Consider the following 21,715-nt stretch of genomic DNA (forward strand, 5'->3'; position numbering starts at 1 on the left):
GCGGCATTCAGGCTTTCTTCTTTTCCCCGGGCTCTACGGGCAATCCGGCTGCCTTCCAGGCCGTGTAGCCGCCGAGAATATGCTTGACCGGCGAAAGCCCCATGTCTTGCGCCGTTTTGGTGGCCAGCGCCGAACGCCAGCCGCCGGCACAGAAGAAGACGAAGCTTTTTCCGGAAGCGAAGAAGGGCTTGTGGTAGGGACTTTCGGGATCGATCCAGAACTCCAGCATGCCACGGGTGACATGCTTGGCTCCGGTTATTCTGCCGTCACGTTCGATCTCTCGAGGGTCGCGGAGATCGACGAAAATGGTGCTTTCGTCTTCAAGCAGTCCTGCCGCTTCCTCGGGCGAAACCACTTCGATCTCGGCGTTGGCCTCATCCAGCAGTTCGCGATACCCTTTTTTCACGTCGTCCCTCCCGGCCGCAGGTTTGCAAGTCGAATTTCGAGCACAACGAACGGTGTTTGTCACGCCTCGGCGGTGTCGGCCATGGTCTTCCAGGCGGCCATTGCCCCGGCCACCGTCGCCAGCAGGGCGGCACGGGAAGCACCGTCGCGCGCCTGGATCGACATGCCGTGCTGGACCGTTGCAAAAAAGGTCGCGGCGGCACGGCAATTGAAGTCGGCAGGCAGTTCACCCTCGGCCACGCCGCGCTCGAGACGCTTCTTCAGGGCGGTTAGATTCTCGGCGCGGCGGCGCCGCAAATCCGCGCAGATCGCGCCCCGGCTCGAATCTTCGTGCAGCGCACCCAGCGCGATCAGGCAGCCCTGCGGGCGATCGGTCTGCGAATAGGCCTTTGCGGTCCGACGCAGGAACCGCTCGATCGCAAGGCGCGCCGTTGGCGCCTCTTCGAGCGCGAGCCAGATATCGGCACCTTCCACGCGGGAATAGAGATCCGTCGCCTCGAGGAACAAGGCTTCCTTGCTGCCGTAGGCGGCATAGAGGCTCGGCGAATTGATGCCCATCGCCGCCGCGAGGTCGCTGATCGACGCGCCTTCATAGCCCTTGGCCCAGAACACATCCATCGCGCGCCGCAGGGCCGCGTTTCGATCGAAGGTGCGGGGACGGCCTCTTTCCGACATGACGTTCATTTCTGTGTTGATCGATACATAAATGAGTTGACGCAATCAGGCAAGGCTGGCAGATATTTATGTATCAATCACTACATAAATGGAGAAACCGATGGCATCCAGGAATTTGAACGGCAAGGCGGCACTCGTCACCGGAGGCAGCCGCGGCATCGGCGCGGCAATCGCGCGAAGGCTCGCGGCGGAGGGGGCCGATGTCGCGCTGACCTATGTGCATGGCGAGGACCAGGCCCGCTCGGTCGTCGCCGAGATAGAGACCAAGGGCGGTCGCGCGATCGCGATCAAGGCCGACAACCGCGACGCCGAAGCCATAGACCAGGCGGTTGCCGATGCGATGACCGCCTTCGGCCGGCTCGACATCCTGGTCAACAGTGCCGGCATCTGGCGCGCCGCACCCATCGATATGCTGTCGCTTGCCGATTTCGACGAAACCATGTCGGTCAATCTGAGGGCGCCGTTCATCGCCTCGAAAGCGGCGGCAAGACACATGGGCGAGGGCGGCAGGATCATCTCGATCGGCAGCAATCTGGCCGAACGGGTCACCGACACCAACCTGGGAGCCTACTCGACCAGCAAGGCGGCGCTGGTCGGCCTGACCAAGGCATTGGCCCGCGACCTCGGGCCACGCGGCATCACCGCCAATGTCGTCCATCCCGGCTCGACGGATACCGACATGAACCCGGCCGACGGCCCGCATGCCGAACATCAGCGAAAGAAGATGGCAACTCCGCGATTCGGCAAGGCGGAGGACATCGCCGGCATGGTTGCCTGGCTCGCAGGTCCAGAGGGCCGTTTCGTCACCGGAGCCGCGCTGACCATCGACGGTGGCGCAAACGCCTGAAGACGCAGGGATCCCCGCGGCCGGGGCGACCCAAAGGTCGCCCCGGCCGTCACGATCTTGTGAAACCGTTCTGCAACAGGCCCGCCGAAATTTATGAAAGCTTAACGAAATCGGTATGAATCGGTATAGTCGCGCCTTACATCCGCCATGCGGTTAGCGGGACGGTCTAGCGTGCGGAACGGGAACCGGTTGCGGCCGGAGCGGGTGATCCATGAACTTCCTCGGTAAAAAAGCAACCGTGATGCCGCTGGTGGCGATTACGGCGACGCTGGCTTTCGGCACGCCTCAGGCAGGTGCCCAAGGGCTTTTCGACATGCTGTTCGGCGGCGGCATCAGGCATGAGCCGAACGGCGAGTTTCCGCCTCCTCCGCCAAAGCACAAGCCGAAGGCGCCGGCCGGTGGCGACGGCGGCGGTGCGAGGATCAGCAGTCCGTCTTACTATACTTACAAGGCCGACAGACTGGTGCGCGTCGACTTCTCGACGCTGGCCACCGCGCCGCAGCCGGCGGCGCCGCAAGATGCCGCTTTCGTTCCCTCGGCCACGGGTGCTGCTTTCCACGATGCCATTGCCGGCCTCAGCGACTACGAACTCTATGCCGAGCCCGACATCGCCAAGGCGCTGATCGCCTACTACTCTGCCAACCCGGATTTCATTTGGGTAGGCGGGACAAGCCCCAACAACCGTGCGCAAGATGCCGTGCGGGTGCTTGGCGAGGCTGCCAGCTACGGCCTCACGCCCGCCGACTACACGGTCGATGTGCCAGCGCTCGGTTCGACCTCGGCGGACGACGCAGCCAAGTTGAAGGAACTCGTCCGTTTCGAGATGGCGCTTTCCGCGCGTGTCCTGCGTTACGCCCATGACGCCCAGAGCGGCCGTGTCGAGCCCAACCGCATGACCGGCTACTACGATTTCCCGGCCAAGCCGCTCGACATGGTGGGCGTGCTGAAAACACTGGCGCATACACAGGAAGTTCGCACCTACCTCGAATCGCGCCATCCGCAGAATGCGGAGTACCAGGCGCTGCGCGTCGAACTGGAATCACTGCAGGCGAGCGCCGAGAACGAGATCGTCGTCGATCCGAAACTGCTGCTGAAGCCGGGCGAAACCAGCCCCGAACTGCCGAAGCTCCTGTCGCTGATCGCGCGCAATCTCGATGACGAGATGGGCGGCACCTATGGCGAGGTGCTGTCGCGGCTGGCAACCAGCGAAGTCTATGTTCCCGAACTTGTCCCGCTGATCAAGGCGGTGCAGCAGAAGGAGGGCATGAAGGGCGACGGCGTCATTGGACCGCGCACCGTCGCCTTGCTGGCGGGGACGTCGAAGGCCGACAGGCTGCTCAAGGTTCAGGTGGCGCTGGAGGAACTGCGCTGGCTGCCTTCCGATCTCGGCAGTCCGCGTGTTTTCATCAACCAGCCCGCCTTCACCGCGAGCTACATCGACGACGGCCAGGAAAAGCTGAAGACACGCGCCGTCGTCGGCCGTGTCACCAACCAGACGGCCTTCTTCTACGACCAGATCAAGCAGGTCGATTTCCATCCCTACTGGGGCGTGCCGCAGTCGATCATCGTCAACGAAATGCTGCCGAGATTGCGTGGCGATCCCGGCTATCTCGACCGTGCCGGCTATGAGGTGACGGATTCACGCGGCAAGCGCATTCCGTCGTCGGCGATCAACTGGGGCGATTATGGCGCCAACATTCCCTACAGCGTGCGCCAGCAGCCGAGCGAGGCCAATGCGCTGGGAGAATTGAAGATCCTGTTCCCCAACAAGCATGCGATCTACATGCATGACACGCCCCAGAAATCATTCTTCAAGCAGGACATGCGCGCGCTCAGCCATGGCTGTGTACGCCTGCAGGATCCGCGCGGAATGGCGGCGGCGGTGCTTGGCACCTCTGTCGACTATATCGCGGAGAAGCTGAAGCACGGACACTCGACCGAGGATGTGACGCGCAAGATCCCGGTCTATGTCGCCTATTTCACCGCCTGGCCCGACATGTCCGGCAAGGTCGAGTATTTCAGCGACGTCTATGACCGCGACTCGCGGCTGAAGCAGGCCCTGGACGCGACCGAGGCGGTGCGCTCACCGTCGAGCTAACAGTCAACGCTCCGACAGCGGGCGCCGGAAACCGGCGTCGCGCCCGGCGATCAGCCAATAGACCAGCCCGGCCACAAGACCAGCGGCGGCTATGATGCCGATGTCGGCCCAGCGCTCCAGATCCACGTCCTCCGCCGCGCTCGGCCAGATCAGGAAGAAGCCGCCGGCCGCTGCCGCGGCGCCGAAGAACATGTGCAGCAGGGCGTTGCGCAGGGAGAAGAACTCGGCGATCAGCGCGAAGATCAGCGTCTGCGGCGCCGTCACCACAACCGTCAGGAAATAGATGAACATGCCGAGGGGCGGTACCACCAAGGCCGCGATCGGCGAGACGCCCATGAGGTCGAAATAGGCCGGCGCGTTGGGCAGGGCGCTCAGCGCGGCATAGATCGCCACCACGGCGATCAGGCCAACCAGTATCGCGACAAAATAGCCGGCGAGCATCATCAGGACGCGCTTCATCAAGTGCTTCGCAGTCGACATGCCCACCCCCGTGAAGCCCGGTCACTCCACAATCAGCCATCAATGGCGAATTGACGCAAGGGGAGACAGAGACTGTCAGCGTCTTGGCCCGACGCGGACGGACGAAACCCGCCGTTCAGGCGCCGCCGCACATATGCTGCGAATCCGGCAGAGCCCAGGAGCCTTTCGAGACGAGGTCGACGGAATAATAGACCCGGCCACGGTCGTCGTCCTTGGGGCAGTCCCTGGGAATCGAGATCAGGCATATGACGACCGGTTCTCCGACCTTCGAGGCGGCCAAGCCGGCCTCGCGATCATAGGAGACAGCCCCGCCGCCATTGGTGAACGTGGTCGCGCTGCCCGCTTCGGGACTGGCCGTTTCCAGCGGATCGTCGCCGAGCCGGGCGCTAAGCGTCTTGATGTGCGTCGATGCGCATTGGCCGATAGCCGAAGGCAGGGGCTGATCGACGTGCCCGGGGTTTCGCCCGGCGGCTTCGAGCGCCTTCTTGCCAATCAGCGCGATGTTGTAGTCCTGGATCCAGGAAGGCGCATTGCCATAGGTCTGCAAGGCGTTGTTGAGGGCGCTGACGATACAGGCCGTATCGCTCTCGCAGGCATTGCGGTCGGCGATCAGCCCGCGGGCAATCCTGCGCTTGTCGCCGCCGAACGCCGGCTCGAATCCCTTGAACGCCTTCGAAACCAGCAGATCGATCGCCGACAGCCGCGGGTCGGCACAGATCGCTTTTTCCGCGGGCAAAGCAGCCTTGGCGCAGTCGAAGGACGGGCCATCGGCCCACGCGGGAGAAACGCCAAGGAAGCTGTCGGCTGTGACGATGGCGAGTACAGACAGAAAATAGGTTCCAGCGAAACATCGCATCATAGCCCCCGAGCCAACAGGTTTGTCCAAGGCATATCATACCCCAGGATGGACAATGTGGGCGCGCGTTTCGTCGCTGAGAATGCTCGGAGGCAGCGCATTGGCGACGAGGTCCCTGCGAACCTTATTTTGGTTCGGCCGTCACAGGATCGAAGTCGATTTCGACTTTTGCCTTGTCCGAGGTGTAGTAGGTGACGGTGTAGCCGTCTTTGTCCCAATCGACTTCTTTCACGTAGCGAAAGCCGTCGCGTTGCTCGACCTTGGCGATGATCTCCGACAGCTTCTTGGCATTGGGTGGCGGCAGGGGGGCTTCATCCGCGGCAAAGGCCGATCCGCTGGTAAGAAGAACGGCGACGCTGGTCGCCAGCAGAAATCTGGACATGGTTTTCCCTCAGGTTTCGACGGAGGGAAACTCGCTGGTGTATTGGTTGGTTCCGGAGGCAGGGAACTGTTGGCCCAAAAGAAGCGTGACCGCGCCGACGAAAGACATCTAAACCCGTCGTGTTTTCGGACGACTTAGAACGTCGAGTTTCCGACCATGATTTTGCACTGGCCTGCATTTGCTTACGCGCCAGCAAGCCTTGTCCTACGCGCCAGTAAGCTTTCAAGAGAATTTGATTGCGGCCGAACATCCAACGATTTCTTCAGGTTGGATGGTGGGCGATGCAGGGATTGAACCTGCGACCCCACCCGTGTGAAGGGTGTGCTCTCCCGCTGAGCTAATCGCCCGCTCGTTGCCCGAAGGCCAAGCGAGCCGCGATATAAGGGAGGCCGGCCGGTTAAGTCAAGGCAGTGTCTGGTGTTCTCACACAGATCGGATTTGCGGTCCCGGCTGGCCCGTTCCGGAGAGATTTCGTCCCCGGCGCTCAGTGTGCGGCGGCGCCGATCAGCCCTTGTGCCAGATCGAGCGTCAATGCATCAAAATGCGATATCACCGCCGAGGGCTCGAACTCGCGCACATGACGATCGGTGTAGCCGAAATCGACGGCGACGACAGGAATGCCGGCGGCCTTGGCAGTGTCGATATCGGTTTGCGAATCGCCGACCATCAAGGCGCGGTGCGGATCGCCACCGGCCAGTTTGATGGTTTCGATCAGGTGGCGCGGATCGGGTTTGCGAAACGCGAACGTATCCTGTCCGGCAATTGCCGCGAAATGCCTGGTCAGGCCGAGCGCCTCGATCAGCGCCAGCGAATTGGCTTCGTATTTATTGGTGCAGATGGCCAGCAGATAGCCGGCCTTCTCAAAGCGGGCAATCGCCTCGATCACGCCGGGGTAGGGGCGGGATTTGCCCGGAATGTTGTCGGTGTAGTGATCAAGGAACAGTTTCAGCAGCCGGTCGTGCTCCTCAACCTTGAGGGATCGTTGCTGCGCGGCATGCGCCCGTTCGATCATCACCCGGCCGCCATGGCCGACGAAGCGTTTGAAGCCGGCCTCGTCGACGGCCGCCAGTTCGCTGGCCGCCAGGCTGTGGTTGAGGCTGTCGAGCAAGTCCGGCGCCGTGTCAATCAGCGTTCCGTCGAGGTCGAACACGATGATCGGGCGACTCATGATCCATCCTGAGCAGGTTTGCGCATCGGCAGGCGATAGCGGCTACGACGCTTTAAGGCAAGCAAACTGGTGGCGCAGCCGCCAAGGGCTTTGACCCGGCCAGCAAAAATGCTAGGAGCCCAAACGCCAAAGCGCGTCGCATCGAAACGGACCCATGCGACACGCCTTGGGTTTTGTTTCATGCATGTCGTTCCCAAACCGAGGTCACTGTTGGGCGACGTGCATCAGGATTCGGGGCAGCAAGCAGCATGGATGCGAGGCAATTGAAGGTCGAGGCCGCGCGGGCGGCTCTTGCCCATGTCACCGACGGCATGCGGCTCGGCATCGGCACCGGCACCACTGCCGAGGAATTCGTGCGGCTGCTCGCCGACAAGGTTGCCTCAGGCATGACCATTATCGGCGTGCCGACCTCGGAACGCACCGCCGCGCTGTGCCGCGAACTCGGTGTGCCGCTGTCGACGCTGGAGGAAACACCCGAGCTCGATCTCACCGTCGACGGCGCCGACGAGGTCGACGGTGAGCTGACATTGATCAAGGGCGGCGGCGGTGCGCTGCTGCGTGAGAAGATCGTGGCCGCGGCTTCGCAGCGCATGATCGTCATCGCCGACCGTTCGAAGATGGTCGAGACGCTCGGCCGGTTTCCTCTTCCCATCGAAGTCAATCAGTTCGGCCTGCGCTCGACCGAGATCGCCGTGGCCGTGGTGGCCGGAAATCTCGGCCTTTCCGGTCCGGTGACATTGAGGATGACGGGAGGCCAGCCTTTTGTTACAGACGGCGGCCATTTTATCCTCGATGCATCTTTTGGCCGCATTCCGGATACAAGAGCGCTTTCGAATGCTCTCCACGCCATTCCTGGCGTGGTCGAGCATGGTCTTTTCATCGGGCTGGCGTCAGCGGCCATCATCGCCGGCGGCGACGGTATCCAAACCGTCCATGCCGCCCGAAAACCAGGGAGTTCTACCGATCATGATGTTGCATAACCGGGTTCGCCGTCTTTCAGTTCTCGTGGCGGCTTCGGCTGTCTTCGCGTTCTCCTCGCCTGTCTTCGCGCAGGACGTCACGGAATCGCATCTGAAGGCCGCACGCGCCGCGGTCGCCGCGATCCACGCGACCGACCCGTTCGACAACATCCTGCCGCAGGCCGCCGCGGCGCTCGAATCGCAGCTCATCCAGAAGAACCCTGACATGCAGGAGCTGATCGGCAAGACGATAAACGAGAAGGCGCTGGCGCTGGCCTCGCGCCGCGCGGACCTCGAGAAGGAAGCGGCTCTTGCCTATGCGAAGGTGTTTTCCGAAAAGGAGCTCACCGACATCGCGGCCTTCTACAGTTCCGAGTCCGGCAAGAAGCTGCTCGACAGCGGCCCGACCGTGACGCGTGACCTCGTCAAGGCCGCCGACATCTGGCAGAACGGCGTAGCCCGCGATCTTGCCCAGCAGGTCGGCGAAACTCTGGCGGCGGCGGCAAAAGCGAAGGCGGTGGCTGCGCCTACGCCCGCGCCCGCCGATGGCGCCGCTCCGGCAGACAATGCGGCCCCGGCGGATGGCGCCGCCCCCGCGGACGGATCGGCTCCCGCCGACGGCACGCAGAACTGATCCTGCATTTCAAACGCGGCCCTTGCGGCCATCTGTAAAGCCCGGCCTGTCCGGGCTTTTCTTTTGATGGTTTGCGGCCTACCTGTCACTCACATTTTCGACGTTCAAGGAGCCGCTTCATGGCCGGTTACGACTACGACCTCTTCGTCATCGGCGGCGGCTCCGGCGGGGTGAGGGCGGCGCGGGTCGCGGCAGCACTCGGCAAACGCGTCGGTATCGCCGAAGAATACCGTTTCGGTGGCACCTGCGTCATCAGGGGCTGCGTGCCGAAGAAACTCTATGTCTATGCCTCGCAGTTTCCCGAGCATTTTGCCGACGCCGCCGGCTATGGCTGGACGGTGCCGGAAGCCAGCTTCGACTGGCAAACGCTGGTCGCCAACAAGGACCGCGAGATCAGCCGCCTGGAAGCGATCTACAAGAGGAATGTCGAGGGCTCGGGTGGCGAGACCTTTCATTCGCGGGCGATGATCGTCGACCCGCACGTGATCCATCTCCTGGGCGAGGACCGCACCGTCACCGCCGATCAGATCCTGATCGCCACCGGCGGCCGTCCGGCTGCCCATCCGGCACTGCCCGGCCACGAACACTGTATCTTTTCCAACGAGGCTTTCGATCTCAAGGAGCTGCCGAAGGCGATCATGATAGAGGGCGGGGGCTATATCGCGGTCGAGTTCGCCAACATCTTTCACGGCCTCGGCGTAGACACCACGCTGGTCTATCGCGGTAAGGAAATCCTTGGCCGTTTCGACATGGACCTGCGGCGCACGCTGCATGAGACGATGGAAAAGAAGGGAATAAAAATCCTTTGCCATGCCGTCTCCGAATCGGTCAGCAAGCGGCCGGACGGGCGGCTCGACGCGCAGCTCACGAGCGGGCAGGTGCTAACGGTCGACCACGTGATGCTGGCCATCGGCCGCATCCCCAACACCGAGAATATGGGCCTGGAAGGCGTAGGCATCGAGATGACCGCCGCGACGGGTGCGATCAAGGTCGACCGGTTTTCCCGCACCAACATCGACAATATCTGGGCGATCGGCGATGTCACCAACCGTGTCCAGCTGACGCCGGTGGCGATTCACGAAGCCATGTGCTTCGTCGAAACGGCGTTCAAGAACAATCCGACCGCGCCCGATCACGACACGATCGCGACTGCCGTCTTCTCGCAGCCGGAAATCGGCACGGTCGGCTTGTCAGAGGACGAAGCCGTCAAGCGCTTCGCCGATATCGAAATCTACCGCGCCAGTTTCCGGCCGATGCGGCACACGCTGTCGGGCCGTGACGAAAAGATGCTGATCAAGCTGGTCGTCGACGGCGCTTCGCGCAAGGTTCTCGGCGCCCACATACTGGGGCCGGATGCCGGCGAAATGGCGCAGCTGCTCGGGATCCCACTGAAGGCGGGGCTGACCAAGGACGATTTCGATCGCACCATGGCCGTGCATCCGACCGCGGCAGAAGAGCTCGTCACCATGTACAAGCCGACCTATCGGGTGAAGGACGGCGAGCGCATCTGACGCCTCGCCTACCGGCGCGCCGCCACCAGCCCTGGCCGGCGGCGGCAGTCAAACCGCTATAGCAACGTGCCGCGCAGGATGACGAGCGCCACCGAGAAATAGATCACCAGTCCGGTGACATCGACCAGCGTGGCGACGAACGGCGCTGACGCACTGGCTGGGTCGAAACCGATCCGTTTCAGGGCGAAAGGCAGCATCGACCCCGAGAGCGAGCCGAACGTGACGATGCCGACCAGTGCAGCACCAACCGTTGCGGCAATCAGCGGCCAGTGCGGGCCATAGTCGTAGAAGCCCATATATTGCCAGAGCGCGATCCGGCAGACGCCGACCACGCCGAGCATGGCGCCGAGCACGAGACCGGTGGGCAATTCGCGCAACGCCACCCGCCACCAGTCACGAAGGCCGATCTCGCGCAACGCCAGCGCCCGGATGACCAACGAGGTAGCCTGTGAGCCGGAATTGCCGCCGGAGCTCATGATCAGCGGGATGAACAGCGTCAACACGATCGCTTTCTCCAGCTCGCCCTCGTAGCTTTGCATCGCATTGGCCGTCAGCATCTCGCTGATGAACAGCGCGCAAAGCCAGCCGCCACGCTTCTTGATCATGGCGACGAAGCTCATCTTCATATACGGCTCGTCCAGAGCCTCCATGCCGCCGAACCGATGCACGTCCTCCGTGGTCTCCTCGATCATCGTGTCGATGATGTCGTCGATGGTGACGATGCCGAGGATCTTGCCGTGGTCGACGACAGGGACGGCGAGCAGATCGTATTTGGAGATCGTCTGCGCCAGGTTTTCGCGATCGGCCAGCGGGCTGACCGTCACCGGCATGCGGTCGGGCGCAACCGACAGGATCGAGTCGCCCGGCTCACCGGTGATGAGCCGCCGCAAGCCCGTCGACCGCACCAGGAGGTGTGTTTGCGGATCGACGATGTAGATTGCGTAGATGGTCTCGCGCGTCCGCTCGACCTTGCGGATGTAATCGAGCGTGCGCCCGACGGTCCAGTCGGAGGGAACGCTTACGAACTCCGTCGTCATGATCGAGGCGGCGCTGCCTTCGGGATAGCCCAGAATGGAAAGCAGGGTCGCGCGCAGTGGCGGGGCCAATGCGCCGAGCAGTTCGGAGCGTGCCGGCTCGTCGAGTTCGCGCAGAATGTCGGCCGCGCGGTCGACGGACATGGCGGTGAGCAGCTTGCTCGCCTTGGGGCGTGGCAGGGCCTCCGCCAATTCGGGCGCGCTTTCGAGCTCAGGCTGGTCGAAAATCTCGACCAGCCGTTCGAAGGGCACGGCGCAAAGCAGCTCCGTCGCGGTTTCGCGCGACTCATGATTGAGCGCCTCGACAACGTCGGCGACATGGTCGTTGGCAAGGATGCGGGCGATTGCGACGGCCTCATCGTCCGCTACGGGGAAAAAATCGTTCATGGTTCACTCCTTGCCGTCCGGCAGGACGTGAACCATTCAGGTCACGTCTAGGCGGACGGCGGTTGCGTTCGACTGTGACTATCGCCAGGCATGGCGCGGTGACCTTTCTGCTTGCGGGTTCGCTTTTGACTGTCTGCAAGCCGGCGCAACATAGGAGCGAGCCTTGCCGAGTCAATCGCGGTGAGGGGGGAAAACAGTCCCGAACGGCCCTGATCGCGAGACTGTGATCACGGCGCGCCGGTTGACGCGGAAGTTCCCGTTACGTCGTCGTTATTTCTGCTTCAGCCGGCGCGAGAACCGCGTCCATTTGTCCTCGACCGGCCTTGGTTGGACCAGGATCGTGGTGAGTTCGACGGGCAGGCTCGGGGCGAGCGGCTTCTTGGTGGCGACACCGTCGGCAATCAAGACCATCGAGTGGTAGAACTCGGTCCCCGCAGCCGATCTCGGCGCCACGGCTTCGTGCATGACACTGATCACCGTCACATCGGGGCAGTTGTCCTTGATGGCCTGGTGGAAGGCAATCTTGCCGTCAGGATCGAGAGCACCGGTCGCTTCGTCGAGGAACAGCAGCCCCGGCTGCTGCAGTATGATACGAGCCACCACAAGCTTCTGCTTCTGGCCGCCCGACAGAACCTGATCCCAGCTTTTACCCTCGCGGCTTTCATTGGCCATGTGTTCGATGAAATCGCCAAGGCCAGCCTTGTGCAGCGCGGACGCAACCTGGGCATCGCCATGGTCGCGCTCGGAGCCGGGCAGGCAGACCAGCTGTTTCAGCGACACCTGCGGCAGCTTGACCTCCTGGGCGGCATAAAAACTCTTCACGCCCTCGGGGAACACGATGGTGCCGCGGCCGTAGGGCCACAAGCCGTTGATCGCCTTGATCAGCGAGGTCTTGCCGCAACCGGATTCGCCTTTCAGGAAGGTCCATTCGCCGCGCCGGAAGCGCAAGTTGGCGGAACTGAGGAATGGCGTCGCGTCCTCGCCCTGGTGCGCCAACTCCAGCTTCTGGATGGTCAGGCCGAAAACCGGATTCTGGTTGGCGTAGTGGAAGTCGGAACGGCCGCTCTGGCTGTAGAATTCCTGCGGGTGCTGGACATTCTCGATCGCGTTGGCGAGCTCAGTCACACGCTGGCTGTTGGCGCGAAGCGTGGCGATGGCGGGCATGACATGGATGAACCACGAACACTGGCTGATGAGCTGGGCAACCATTTCGGAGCCGGTGATATAGCCTTTATAGTCCAGGCGACTGTGGATGAACGGCACCAGGCCCGGAGCATAGGCTACCATGCGGGCGCCGATGAAATTGTAGATTAGTTCGAACGACATATAGCTGGTGTTGACGACATTCAGCCGTCCCCAGGTACGATCAATGTCGACATAGAGCCGGTCGTGCATCGCTTTCTGCACGCCTTCGCCATGTGAGGCGGCGACATGGAAGCTGCGGCGCAGAAATGTCGTAAGTTCGCTACGATAGCTCCCCTCGGCCTTCTGCATGCGAATATTGAGACGTTCCAGCAGGCTGCCGAGCTTGACGGCGATCCAGGTGTTTAGGGGCACGTAAGTGGCAACGGCAAGAAGGGCGAGAACGGCGCTGCCATAGCTGCCAAGGAACTCCAGACCTTTGACCTCAACTGACGACTGCAACAGGTTCTGGCCGATAAAGTAGAGCGAGGTCGCCAGCCCCAACACGCCCATGGCGAGGCCGATCGCACCGCCGGTCATGTCCTTGATCGATTCCTGGATGCGCTGGTCAACGTTGTCGGGCGCAACGATGCCGCCGTCCGCGGAACCATGTTGAGCATGGAAATGGGTATGGTTGCCGTCGAGCAAGGCCTGGTTGAACTGGTCGTTCAGCCAGCCGCGCCATTTGCGGTGCAAGGTTGCCGAGACGAGATTGCGTATACCGGTGAAGCCGGCATCCTTGAGCAGGACCAGCAGCACCAGCACGCCGGCGTTGGTCAGGATTGTCTCCAGCGGGCGGGTGTTGGCGGCGTCGTGCAGGAAGGCGATCGAATTCACCAATTCGCCCGAAGCCATGGCGAACCACACGCTGGCCTTGCTGGACAGCGCGGTGAGCAACGCGATCACCAGCGTCAGCGTCCAGGCTTCCTTCCAGCGGTCCGAGACCCAGTAGGCTCGCACGAGGCCCCAAAAATTGCGCATCGAGGATACCGGCGTCAGATGCGACCGCCCTGAGGCATCGCCTTGTAGTCCATCCGGTACTGACTCTTGCGATCGTCTGCCGATCCGAATCACGATCCCGCCCAAACCTTTTTTGTTTTGTTACGGATGGTAACACCAATTGATCATTTTCCATTAATTTTTAAAGTGGGGATGCGAGATTGCGTCCGCAGCCGTTGCCCTGAGGCAACATATCGATGGCTGGATCGCCACCCGAATGCCTGACAAAACCCATAAAATCTCTATTTATTTCAATCTATTAGGCTCTAGGCAGATGGCCGCGAGAAACCTTCCCCTAGGGAAGCTCCGCACACGGTTTTGTGACTCAAAAGTCCTTTGGGCCGGCCGAATTTCTTATCGGGAACTGACCAGAATTCCCGAAACAGGCCGTCCTTGATGTCCGATTCATGGCGTGCGGAGCTCAGTTTGCTCACGCAACGCCTGCTCTTGCTATCGGCGCGGGGATGGCTGGATCAGCCGGCCTTTTCCAACTCGCCACGCGCCTTGGCGGCCGCTACCTGACGGATCGCATCAGCCAACGTGTCCGCGTCCTGCGCGCCCATCACCGCATATTTGCCCTCGAGCAGGAAGCACGGCACGCCTGTGATGCCCATGCGCGACGCGGTGGCGATTTCCGTGCGAACCGCTTCGACATCGGCATCGCTCGGCAACAGCGTTTCAACAACAGATGCATCCATGCCGGCCTCGCGGGCAGCTTCGACCAGCACGGTGTGGTCGCCGATGTTGGCGCCTTCCTCGAAATTCAACTGGAACAGGCGGCGCACCAGCCGGTTCTGGACGTCCTCGCCGGCGGCCCCGGCCCAGCGGATCAGCCGATGCGCGTCGAGCGTGTTCGGCGCCACCTTGATGGCATCGAACGCAAAGGAAATGCCCTCGGCTTCGCCAAGCGGTTCGATGCGGGCGTGAATTTCGCGAATGCGCCCGTCGCTGCCGAACTTGGCCAGCATGTATTCGTGGCGGTCCTTGCCTTGCGGCGGAATGGTCGGATCGAGCTGGAACGGCCGCCACCGTATGTGCACTTCGACATCACCGGCAGCCGCCACCGCCTTGTCCAGCCGCTTCTGACCGATGAAGCACCACGGGCAGACGACGTCCGACACCACATCGACGGTTATGGCGTTCGCTTCGCTCATCTCTATCTCCGGATTTTCAGTTCGGTTTGCGCCACCAGGTCGGCAGCTGATAACCGAATATGGGCGTCTTTCGCGGATGTTCCAGATAATTCCAGTAAGCAAGCCACAGTTGCGTGTTGTACTGCATCGGCACCAGGTAATTGCCGGAGATCAGCAGCCGGTCGAGCACGCGGACAGCAGCGACATAATCCTCCTTCGAACGGGCTCGTAGCATTGCGTCGATGGCCGCATCGATCGCCGGATCGGCGACGCCGGCGAGATTGAACGATCCTTCGGTCCTGGCCGCCGCGGACGACCAGCGCCCGATCTGCTCGATGCCAGGGGACAACGAATTGTTGAAACCGCTGGAGCCGATCAGCACCTCGAAATCGAAACGCTGCTTGCGCGACTGGATCTGGTCGCCGTCCAGGCTGCGTATGCCGACGTTGATGCCGATCTTCTCCAGTGTACGCTGATAGATGCCGGCCAGGCGCTCTTCGTCCTGCGATGCGGTCAGTATCTCGAAGCCGAAAGGTTTGCCGTCGGGATCGAGCATCGTGCCATTATTCACGTGGTAGCCGATGCTTTTCAGAAGATCGAAAGCGGTCTTCAGCACCTTGCGGTCCTGGCCAGAACCGTCCGTCACCGGCGGTTTCCAGGTGCCGTCCATGACGTCGGCCGGCACGCGGCCGGGGTAGGGGGCCAGAAGCGCCTTTTCCCTGTCGTCAGCCGGATGGCCGAGCGCTGAAAGCTCGGAATTCTGCCAATAGCTCATCGTGCGGGTGTACTTGCCGCCGAACAGATTCTTGTTGGCCCATTCGAAATCATAGAGCATGCCGAGTGCGCGCCGAACCACCGGGTTGGAAAATTTCGGCAGTCTCGTGTTGAACAGGAACCCGGTCACGACGGGCGGGATGCCGGTGTCGAAGGTTTCAGAGATCACGTCGCCTCTATGGAAGGCGGGAAAGTCGAGATCGCGCTCGCGTTTCACCGGGTCGCCGTCGTCGTCGATGGCGCAAAGCCCCTTCTTGAAGGCTTCGAGCTTGGCGTTGGCGTTGAGAAAATACTCGATGGTGATCTGGTCGTAGTTGTCGAAACCGCGCTTGGCGGGAACGTCCTTGCCCCAGTAGTCGGGGTTGCGCTTGAAGACGATGCGCTGGCCGGGCGTCACCTGTGCGATCCTGTAGGGACCGCTGCCGATCAACGGCTTCAGTGTCGTCTTGTCGAAAGTATCGATGTCGAAAGCGTGCTTGGGGATGATCGGCGTCAGCGCGATGATCAGGGGAAACTCACGATCGGCCTTGTCGTTGAAGGTGAAGCGCACGCTATGGTCGCCGGTCTTTTCGAGCTTGGCGATCCTGGCCATGCGGTCGCTGTAGGGTGGCCGGCCCTTCTGCGTATAGGCATCGTAAGTGAACAGCACGTCTTCCGGCGTTACCGGCTGACCATCCGACCATTTGGCATTCGGGTTGAGGTGGAACTCGATGCTTCTGCGCTCGGCATCCATGTCGGCGGTGTCAGCCAGAAGTCCGTAGAGAGTAAAAGCCTCATCGGCACTGCGCTGCAGCAGCGGCTCGAACACCAGATTGCCGAAGATCGTGTCCATCATGCCGCGCGCCGTCGTGCGCAGGCTTTTGAGGATGAAGGGGTTGAGATTGTCGAAGCTGCCGACGACGCAATAGGTGATGCTGCCACCCTTCGGCGCGTTGGGATTGACGTAGCTGAAATGGGTGTAGTCCGGCGGCAGGGCCGGTTCGCCCTGCATCGCAATCGCGTATTTCGGCTCCGACAACGCCGGTGGCGACGACAGGGTGAAAAACGATAGTGCGGTGACCAGCCAAACAAGAACGCGGCCCATGACCGTCTCCTTAACAGGTCGGCTTGATGATTCGATCCGCACCCTAGCATGGGGCAACTGCGTGGCGGCCAATGGCGTCGTCAAGAATTACAAGTGAGCGGGCTGGATTCGACGCCGCTTGCAGTGTAACACGCCGTCCGAAGTCATTCTGTTGCCTCATTTTGGCAACAGGTAGCTGGACCACACGGCACGAAAAAGCCGGTCCCGGGATCATTGAGAGGAAGTGCACGACATGACGAGCCTGAACAGCAACGCGTACCGCCTGTCGGTCATGGCCGCAGGCGTGGTTGGCTTTCTCGGCGCAGGACTTCCCTCTGCTTCCGCCCAGCAGCAGCAGCAGATACCGCAGGGCTGGTTCAAGGCCTGCACCAAGCAGGAAGACGTCGACATCTGCAACGTCCAGAACATCGTCACCGCTGGCAATGGCCAGCTTGTCACCGGCGTCAGCCTGATCGAGCTCAAGGGCAAGGTGAACCGCAAGGTGTTCCAGGTGACGGTCCCGACCGGTCGCCTCGTGCCTCCCGGCATCGGCTTGCAGATCGACACCGGCAAGGCGCAGAAGCTCGACTATGTCATCTGCTTCCCGGATCGTTGCGTGGCGGAAGTGCCGCTGACCGACCAGCTCGTCGCCTCGTTCAAGAAGGGTCAGGGGATCACGCTGACCTCGATTAATTTCCAGAACCAGGCCAACCCGATTAAGATCGCGCTGCAGGGCTTCAGCGGCGCCTATGACGGCCCCCCGCTGCAGCAGTCGGACATCGAGGACCGGCAGAAGAAGCTCCAGGATTTCGTCGCCAAGAACAACCAGGACTTCGCCAAGAAGCTCAAGGACGAGCAGGATAAGGCGAAGACCGCCAACTGATCCGGCGTCGACTCATTATCGTGTCAAAAAAAGCGGGGTCATGCCCCGCTTTTTTCATTTCTGGCTGTACCCGGCATGCCGGAAGTCAGTGCTTGGACTGCCGTTTCGGCGCGTAGCGCCCGTCCGGCTTCTTGTCGAACATTTCCTTGATCTGCGGATGGCGGACGGGTTCTCCCGACTGATCCTCGAGCAGATTCTGCTCGGACACATAGGCGATGTATTCGGTTTCCGAATTCTCGGCGAGCAGGTGGTAGAACGGCTGGTCCTTGCGCGGCCGTACGTCGGCGGGGATGGCGTCGTACCATTCGTCGGTGTTGGCGAATTGCGGATCGACGTCGAAAATGATGCCTCGGAACGGGAACAGCCGGTGACGAACCACCTGTCCGATCGCGAATTTGGCCGTTTTCATCGCACTCACCACTGAATTCCTTGACTTTATTTGGCGCAGACTCCGCATCAATTCAATCCCAAGCGTCTGAGCGCCTCAAAAATACGTGGAATGCGCAACAAAGGTTTTTGATGAACGTCGCGATACCGCGGCAAATTCCGCAGAATCGCTACCGCTGCCGCGTCGGCTTCCGAGGGCCACCTGCAAGCGCCGCAAAGCCGCTGCCAGGACGAAGCCCTTCGCGCATGAAGAAAGCGCGCAGAGGTGCAAAGCCGCCGAGCACGCCGAGGCCGGCGCCGCGCGCCATCTGTGCGGGCAACATGTCCGAAAGCAGCGATATGTTGAGCAGATTGACCGCGCTGCTGCGCGCCAGAATATCGGGCCGGCGCTTGAGATCGTATACAGCAAGGGTAGCGGCAGCCCCCGGATCCTCACGATTTTCACGCGCGATTCCAACCAGATCGTCGATATCCCTGATACCCAGGTTGAGGCCTTGCGCGCCGATCGGCGGGAACACGTGCGCCGCTTCGCCGACAAGCGCCACCCGCTGCGCCGCGAAACGCAGGGGGGTCACCGTCGACAAAGGATAGATCTGGCGGCCCGGCTCCACGGTTACCCGCCCCAGCATCGACTGCATCTGCCGTTCGACCCGCAGCGAGAGCATTGCGTCGTCCAACGCGGCAAGCTCCTTCGCGGTCTCAGGTTTGACCACCCAGACAAGGCTGGAACGATTGCCCGGCAGCGGCACCTGCGTGAAAGGGCCGGTCTCGGTATGGAACTCCGTCGAGGTGAAGCCATGTTCGCGGCTGTGGCCGAAATTGAGGACGAGCGCCGCCTGAGGGTAGGCGCGCGCCGCCGTCGAGATGCCCGCGGCCTCGCGGGCCGGCGACAGGCGGCCATCGGCAGCGACCGCAAGCGACGCATCGATCTCGCTGCCGTCGACCAGCGCGGCATGAGCTTTGGCGGCGCCGAGATGCCAGGCCTTCACCATCGATCTGCGCCATTCGATCCCGGAATGCGCGGCCACCTTGCCGGCAAGCGCGGGTCCAAGGACGCCGTTGGGCAGGTTCAGGCCGAACCGTTCCTCGTCGATCTCGCTGGCGCGGAAAATGACGACGGGACTGCGGATCAGCCTGCCGGTCGCATCGACAATACGCATCACCTTCAAGGGGGCGGCCTTGGGCTCGATGTCCTCGAGCACGCCCAGCCGTTCGAGCACTTTCAGGGCAGGCGTCATGAGCGCCGTGGTGCGACCGTCGGGAGCCGAAACCTCAGGCCCGGCAATCGTCACCGGAAAGCCGGCATCGGCGAAGGCAAGCGCGGCGATCAATCCCGCCGGCCCGGTGCCTGCGATCAGTATCCGCGCTGTTTCCTGATGCTCCAAGATCGGCTTCCGGCTTGCTGTGCGAGGCGGCCATCAGGCCTGCCCAGTCGAGAGACGCATATAGGGCAGATCATGCGGCTTGATCAACGCGGCGATTCGGCCCATTCGAGTGTCATGACCGGCCAACAGGACGATTTCAGCCACCTCGACCGCGCCGGCCGCGCCACGGCAAACGTCGCGCGCAAGCCGCGCTGGACGGTCAACGTCGTCGTCGGTGCAAGCATCGCACTGGCCTGGCTGCTGCTTGCCGCGATGGCGATTCGCGGCGCCGAGGCCCAGATCGGCGCGCCAGGCGACACTTTGTTGCGTAACTTGCCGCAACTGCCGTTACCGGCCGTGCTCGAACGGTTCTTCGTACTCTGCCTTTCACCTGCGCCGCTGGACGCTAGCATCGGCCCGCGTACCCTGGCGCTCATCCTCATGTGGTTTCTCATGGCGATCGGCGCGATGCTGCCATCCGCGGCGCCAATGATCCGCACCTATTGCGAGATCGCCGATACGGCGCGGATCAAGGGGGAGCCAGTCGTCCATCCGCTGGTGCTGGTTGCCGGCTACCTCAGCGTCTGGCTTGCCGCCTCGATGCTGTTTGCGGCAGTGACACTTGCCGTCCACGCATTCGCCGCCACGGGAGGGATATTCGATCCGCTGCTTGGCGCTGCCGGTGGGCTCGCCTTGCTGGTTGCCGGCCTCTACCAGTTCAGCGGCCTCAAGGAGGCCTGCCTGAAGAAATGCCGGAATCCGTTCTCGATCCTGTTTTCGAACTGGAGCGCGAGAACCGTCCGCGTCTTCCAGCTCGGCGTCGCGCAAGGCATCTGGTGCCTCGGCTGCTGCTGGGCATTGATGCTGGTGATGTTCGCAGTCGGCGTGATGAACGTCTTCTGGATGGCGCTGATCGGCGTGTTCACCCTGATTGAAAAACAGACGACGGGCAGTCTTCCAACCCGGCTGGCTGGTGCGATACTGCTTGTCTGGGCAGCCGCGCTGCTAGTAGTCTCGCTATGAGTGGGGGAAATTCGATGGCAGATCAGAGCTGGGCAATGAAAGGAGAGCTCGTACTCTCCTGCAATTGCACGGTTTTTTGCCCTTGCGTGCTGTCGCTTGGCAACCATCCTCCGACCGAAGGTTACTGCCAGACCTGGGCGGGTTTTCGTATCGACGCCGGCCATTTCGGCGAGGTCGACCTCTCCGGTCTCAATCTTGGGCTGATCATGGAAATCCCCGGTTACATGAGCCGTGGCAACTGGACCGCGGGCCTGTTCATCGACGTCAGGGCCTCTGTCTACGCGGTCAAGGCCTTGACCAAGATATTCACCGGCAAAGCCGGCGGAACGACGTCGCTGCTCTCGATCCTGGTCGGCAAATTCCTGGGCGTCGAACAGGTGCCGATCACCTACGAGACGCGCGACAAGACGCGTATTTTCCAGATACCCAGGATTATCGACGGGGCGGTCACACCAATCGCGGGCAAGGACCGCGAGAAGGATACGGTGATCACGAATTCCGAATACTGGATCGCGCCGGAGATCATCGTGGCCAGGTCCGACAAGAGCAAGATGCGGGCCTTTGGCCGCAACTGGAATTTCGCCGGCCGCTCGGCCGAGATATGCAAGCTGGATTGGCGGGGCCCGTGAGGAAGAACACAAAGGCCCGCAAGATCGCCGAGAAGATCACGGAACGGATTCCGCGACCGAAGAAGAAGGTCACTTGGCCGCAGGCGCGCGCGTTTTCGGTGCATCTGCTGACCGCTTCCGGTTCGTTCCTGGCTTTCCTGTCGCTGGTGGCGGCGAGCGAGGAGCGCTGGACGGCCATGTTCTGGTGGCTGGGGCTGGCGCTGTTCGTCGACGGTATCGATGGGCCGATCGCCCGAAAGCTGGAGGTCAAGGAAATCCTGCCGACCTGGTCGGGCGAACTTCTCGACAACATTATCGACTATGTGACCTACGTGCTGATCCCGGCCTTCGCGCTCTATCAGCGCGGTTTCATGGGCGAAGGCCTGTCGTTCCTGTCGGCGGCGATCATCGTGGTCTCAAGCGCGATCTACTACGCCGACACCGGCATGAAGACGAAGGAGAATTTCTTCAAGGGATTCCCGGTGGTCTGGAACATGGTGGTGTTCACGCTGTTCGTTATCGAGCCGGGACAATGGGTTTCGTTCGCCGTGGTGGTGGTGGCCGGCATTCTGACTTTTGTGCCGATAAACTTCATCCATCCGGTGCGGGTGAAGCGGCTGCGGCCGATCAATCTCGGCATGACGCTGTTGTGGTGCGCCTTCGGCGCGCTTGCGCTTGCGCAGGCGGCGCTCGCCGCCTTCTACGACGAGATCGGCGTGCTGGGTGAGCAGGTCAGCACTTTTACCAAGATCGGTATTACCATCACGGGGCTCTACCTGGCCTGCATTGGCGGCATTATGCAGTTCTTTCCAAAACTCGGCGCCAAAAAGGCCTGATCAGCCGCTCTTCAAGGAATCCTGTCC

21 protein-coding genes and 1 tRNA gene are annotated in these 21,715 nt (G+C 61.9%); 9 read left to right on the forward strand and 13 right to left on the reverse strand.

The window, feature by feature from the left end:
• Positions 1-7 precede the first annotated feature (7 nt).
• Positions 8-406 carry a rhodanese-like domain-containing protein gene (locus tag EN861_RS18290; protein WP_135864795.1) on the reverse strand — a complete coding sequence of 133 codons (399 nt, stop codon included), beginning with the start codon at positions 404-406 and terminating at the stop codon, positions 8-10.
• A gap of 59 nt (positions 407-465) precedes the next feature.
• A complete protein-coding gene (locus EN861_RS18295) occupies positions 466-1,080 on the reverse strand; it encodes a TetR/AcrR family transcriptional regulator (protein WP_135864798.1) in 615 nt (204 codons plus the stop codon).
• Positions 1,081-1,180: 100 nt separating this feature from the next.
• On the opposite strand from EN861_RS18295, the gene EN861_RS18300 reads away from it, so the two are divergent.
• Positions 1,181-1,927, forward strand: a complete 747-nt coding sequence (locus tag EN861_RS18300; protein WP_127872445.1) for a 3-oxoacyl-ACP reductase family protein — start codon at positions 1,181-1,183, stop codon at positions 1,925-1,927.
• Between the two features lie 211 nt (positions 1,928-2,138).
• Positions 2,139-4,025: a murein L,D-transpeptidase gene (locus EN861_RS18305; protein ID WP_127872444.1), complete on the forward strand. Its 1,887-nt coding sequence runs from the start codon at positions 2,139-2,141 to the stop codon at positions 4,023-4,025.
• Positions 4,026-4,028: 3 nt separating this feature from the next.
• Here the strand turns inward: EN861_RS18305 and EN861_RS18310 are convergent, their stop codons facing one another.
• The 5 genes from EN861_RS18310 to EN861_RS18330 all read right to left on the reverse strand — a co-directional run bounded on the left by EN861_RS18310 (position 4,029) and on the right by EN861_RS18330 (position 6,911).
• On the reverse strand, positions 4,029-4,505 hold the full coding sequence (locus EN861_RS18310; protein WP_135864800.1) for a hypothetical protein: 477 nt from the start codon (positions 4,503-4,505) through the stop codon (positions 4,029-4,031).
• Positions 4,506-4,620: 115 nt separating this feature from the next.
• Positions 4,621-5,364, reverse strand: a complete 744-nt coding sequence (locus tag EN861_RS18315; protein ID WP_135864802.1) for a lysozyme inhibitor LprI family protein — start codon at positions 5,362-5,364, stop codon at positions 4,621-4,623.
• A gap of 121 nt (positions 5,365-5,485) precedes the next feature.
• Positions 5,486-5,743 (reverse strand): PepSY domain-containing protein, encoded by a 258-nt coding sequence (locus EN861_RS18320; RefSeq protein WP_127280102.1) that lies wholly within the window; start codon positions 5,741-5,743, stop codon positions 5,486-5,488.
• A 272-nt stretch (positions 5,744-6,015) separates the two neighbouring features.
• Positions 6,016-6,090: transfer RNA gene (locus EN861_RS18325), tRNA-Val, on the reverse strand.
• Positions 6,091-6,227: 137 nt separating this feature from the next.
• Positions 6,228-6,911, reverse strand: a complete 684-nt coding sequence (locus EN861_RS18330) for a phosphoglycolate phosphatase (protein ID WP_127280103.1) — start codon at positions 6,909-6,911, stop codon at positions 6,228-6,230.
• Between the two features lie 248 nt (positions 6,912-7,159).
• On the opposite strand from EN861_RS18330, the gene rpiA reads away from it, so the two are divergent.
• The 3 genes from rpiA (at position 7,160) to gor (ending at position 10,015) form a co-directional block, all read left to right on the forward strand.
• Positions 7,160-7,891 (forward strand): ribose-5-phosphate isomerase RpiA, encoded by a 732-nt coding sequence (gene rpiA / locus EN861_RS18335; RefSeq protein WP_127280104.1) that lies wholly within the window; start codon positions 7,160-7,162, stop codon positions 7,889-7,891.
• The gene (locus EN861_RS18340) at positions 7,878-8,504 is read left to right on the forward strand and encodes a DUF2059 domain-containing protein (RefSeq protein WP_135864805.1); all 627 of its coding nucleotides are present in this window, start codon (positions 7,878-7,880) and stop codon (positions 8,502-8,504) included. Before rpiA ends, EN861_RS18340 begins: the two co-directional genes overlap by 14 nt.
• A 119-nt stretch (positions 8,505-8,623) precedes the next feature.
• Positions 8,624-10,015 carry a glutathione-disulfide reductase gene (gene gor / locus EN861_RS18345; protein ID WP_127872437.1) on the forward strand — a complete coding sequence of 464 codons (1,392 nt, stop codon included), beginning with the start codon at positions 8,624-8,626 and terminating at the stop codon, positions 10,013-10,015.
• Between the two features lie 56 nt (positions 10,016-10,071).
• Here the strand turns inward: gor and mgtE are convergent, their stop codons facing one another.
• The 4 genes from mgtE to EN861_RS18365 form a co-directional block, all read right to left on the reverse strand.
• Complete coding sequence (gene mgtE / locus EN861_RS18350; RefSeq protein ID WP_127872436.1) at positions 10,072-11,436, reverse strand: magnesium transporter; 1,365 nt, start codon at positions 11,434-11,436, stop codon at positions 10,072-10,074.
• 270 nt (positions 11,437-11,706) lie between these two features.
• Positions 11,707-13,599: an ABC transporter ATP-binding protein/permease gene (locus EN861_RS18355; protein WP_167531431.1), complete on the reverse strand. Its 1,893-nt coding sequence runs from the start codon at positions 13,597-13,599 to the stop codon at positions 11,707-11,709.
• 491 nt (positions 13,600-14,090) lie between these two features.
• Positions 14,091-14,771, reverse strand: coding sequence for a DsbA family protein (locus tag EN861_RS18360; protein WP_135864810.1), 681 nt, complete (start codon positions 14,769-14,771; stop codon positions 14,091-14,093).
• Positions 14,772-14,787: 16 nt separating this feature from the next.
• Entirely contained in the window at positions 14,788-16,608 is a 1,821-nt protein-coding gene (locus tag EN861_RS18365; RefSeq protein ID WP_135864812.1) for an extracellular solute-binding protein, read from the reverse strand.
• A gap of 232 nt (positions 16,609-16,840) precedes the next feature.
• Between EN861_RS18365 and EN861_RS18370 the strand changes: the two genes are divergently transcribed.
• Positions 16,841-17,470 carry an invasion associated locus B family protein gene (locus EN861_RS18370; protein ID WP_135864814.1) on the forward strand — a complete coding sequence of 210 codons (630 nt, stop codon included), beginning with the start codon at positions 16,841-16,843 and terminating at the stop codon, positions 17,468-17,470.
• Positions 17,471-17,555: 85 nt separating this feature from the next.
• On the opposite strand, the gene hspQ is transcribed toward EN861_RS18370, so the two are convergent.
• Both hspQ and EN861_RS18380 read right to left on the reverse strand, forming a co-directional pair.
• On the reverse strand, positions 17,556-17,879 hold the full coding sequence (hspQ, locus tag EN861_RS18375; protein WP_189343674.1) for a heat shock protein HspQ: 324 nt from the start codon (positions 17,877-17,879) through the stop codon (positions 17,556-17,558).
• 148 nt (positions 17,880-18,027) lie between these two features.
• Positions 18,028-19,242, reverse strand: a complete 1,215-nt coding sequence (locus EN861_RS18380) for a UbiH/UbiF family hydroxylase (protein ID WP_135864816.1) — start codon at positions 19,240-19,242, stop codon at positions 18,028-18,030.
• Positions 19,243-19,314: 72 nt separating this feature from the next.
• Here EN861_RS18380 and EN861_RS18385 point away from each other — a divergent pair, with 72 nt between their 5' ends.
• The 3 genes from EN861_RS18385 to pcsA are packed head-to-tail and all read left to right on the forward strand — an operon-like array spanning position 19,315 to position 21,688.
• Positions 19,315-20,244, forward strand: a complete 930-nt coding sequence (locus tag EN861_RS18385) for a DUF2182 domain-containing protein (protein ID WP_127280771.1) — start codon at positions 19,315-19,317, stop codon at positions 20,242-20,244.
• Between the two features lie 14 nt (positions 20,245-20,258).
• Positions 20,259-20,873, forward strand: a complete 615-nt coding sequence (locus tag EN861_RS18390; RefSeq protein WP_135864818.1) for a DUF1326 domain-containing protein — start codon at positions 20,259-20,261, stop codon at positions 20,871-20,873.
• The gene (gene pcsA, locus EN861_RS18395; protein WP_127280773.1) at positions 20,846-21,688 is read left to right on the forward strand and encodes a phosphatidylcholine synthase; all 843 of its coding nucleotides are present in this window, start codon (positions 20,846-20,848) and stop codon (positions 21,686-21,688) included. Before EN861_RS18390 ends, pcsA begins: the two co-directional genes overlap by 28 nt.
• Positions 21,689-21,715: the final 27 nt, after the last annotated feature.

Origin of the sequence: Mesorhizobium sp. M8A.F.Ca.ET.218.01.1.1 (genome assembly GCF_004791165.1) — a bacterium.
GTDB lineage: Bacteria > Pseudomonadota > Alphaproteobacteria > Rhizobiales > Rhizobiaceae > Mesorhizobium.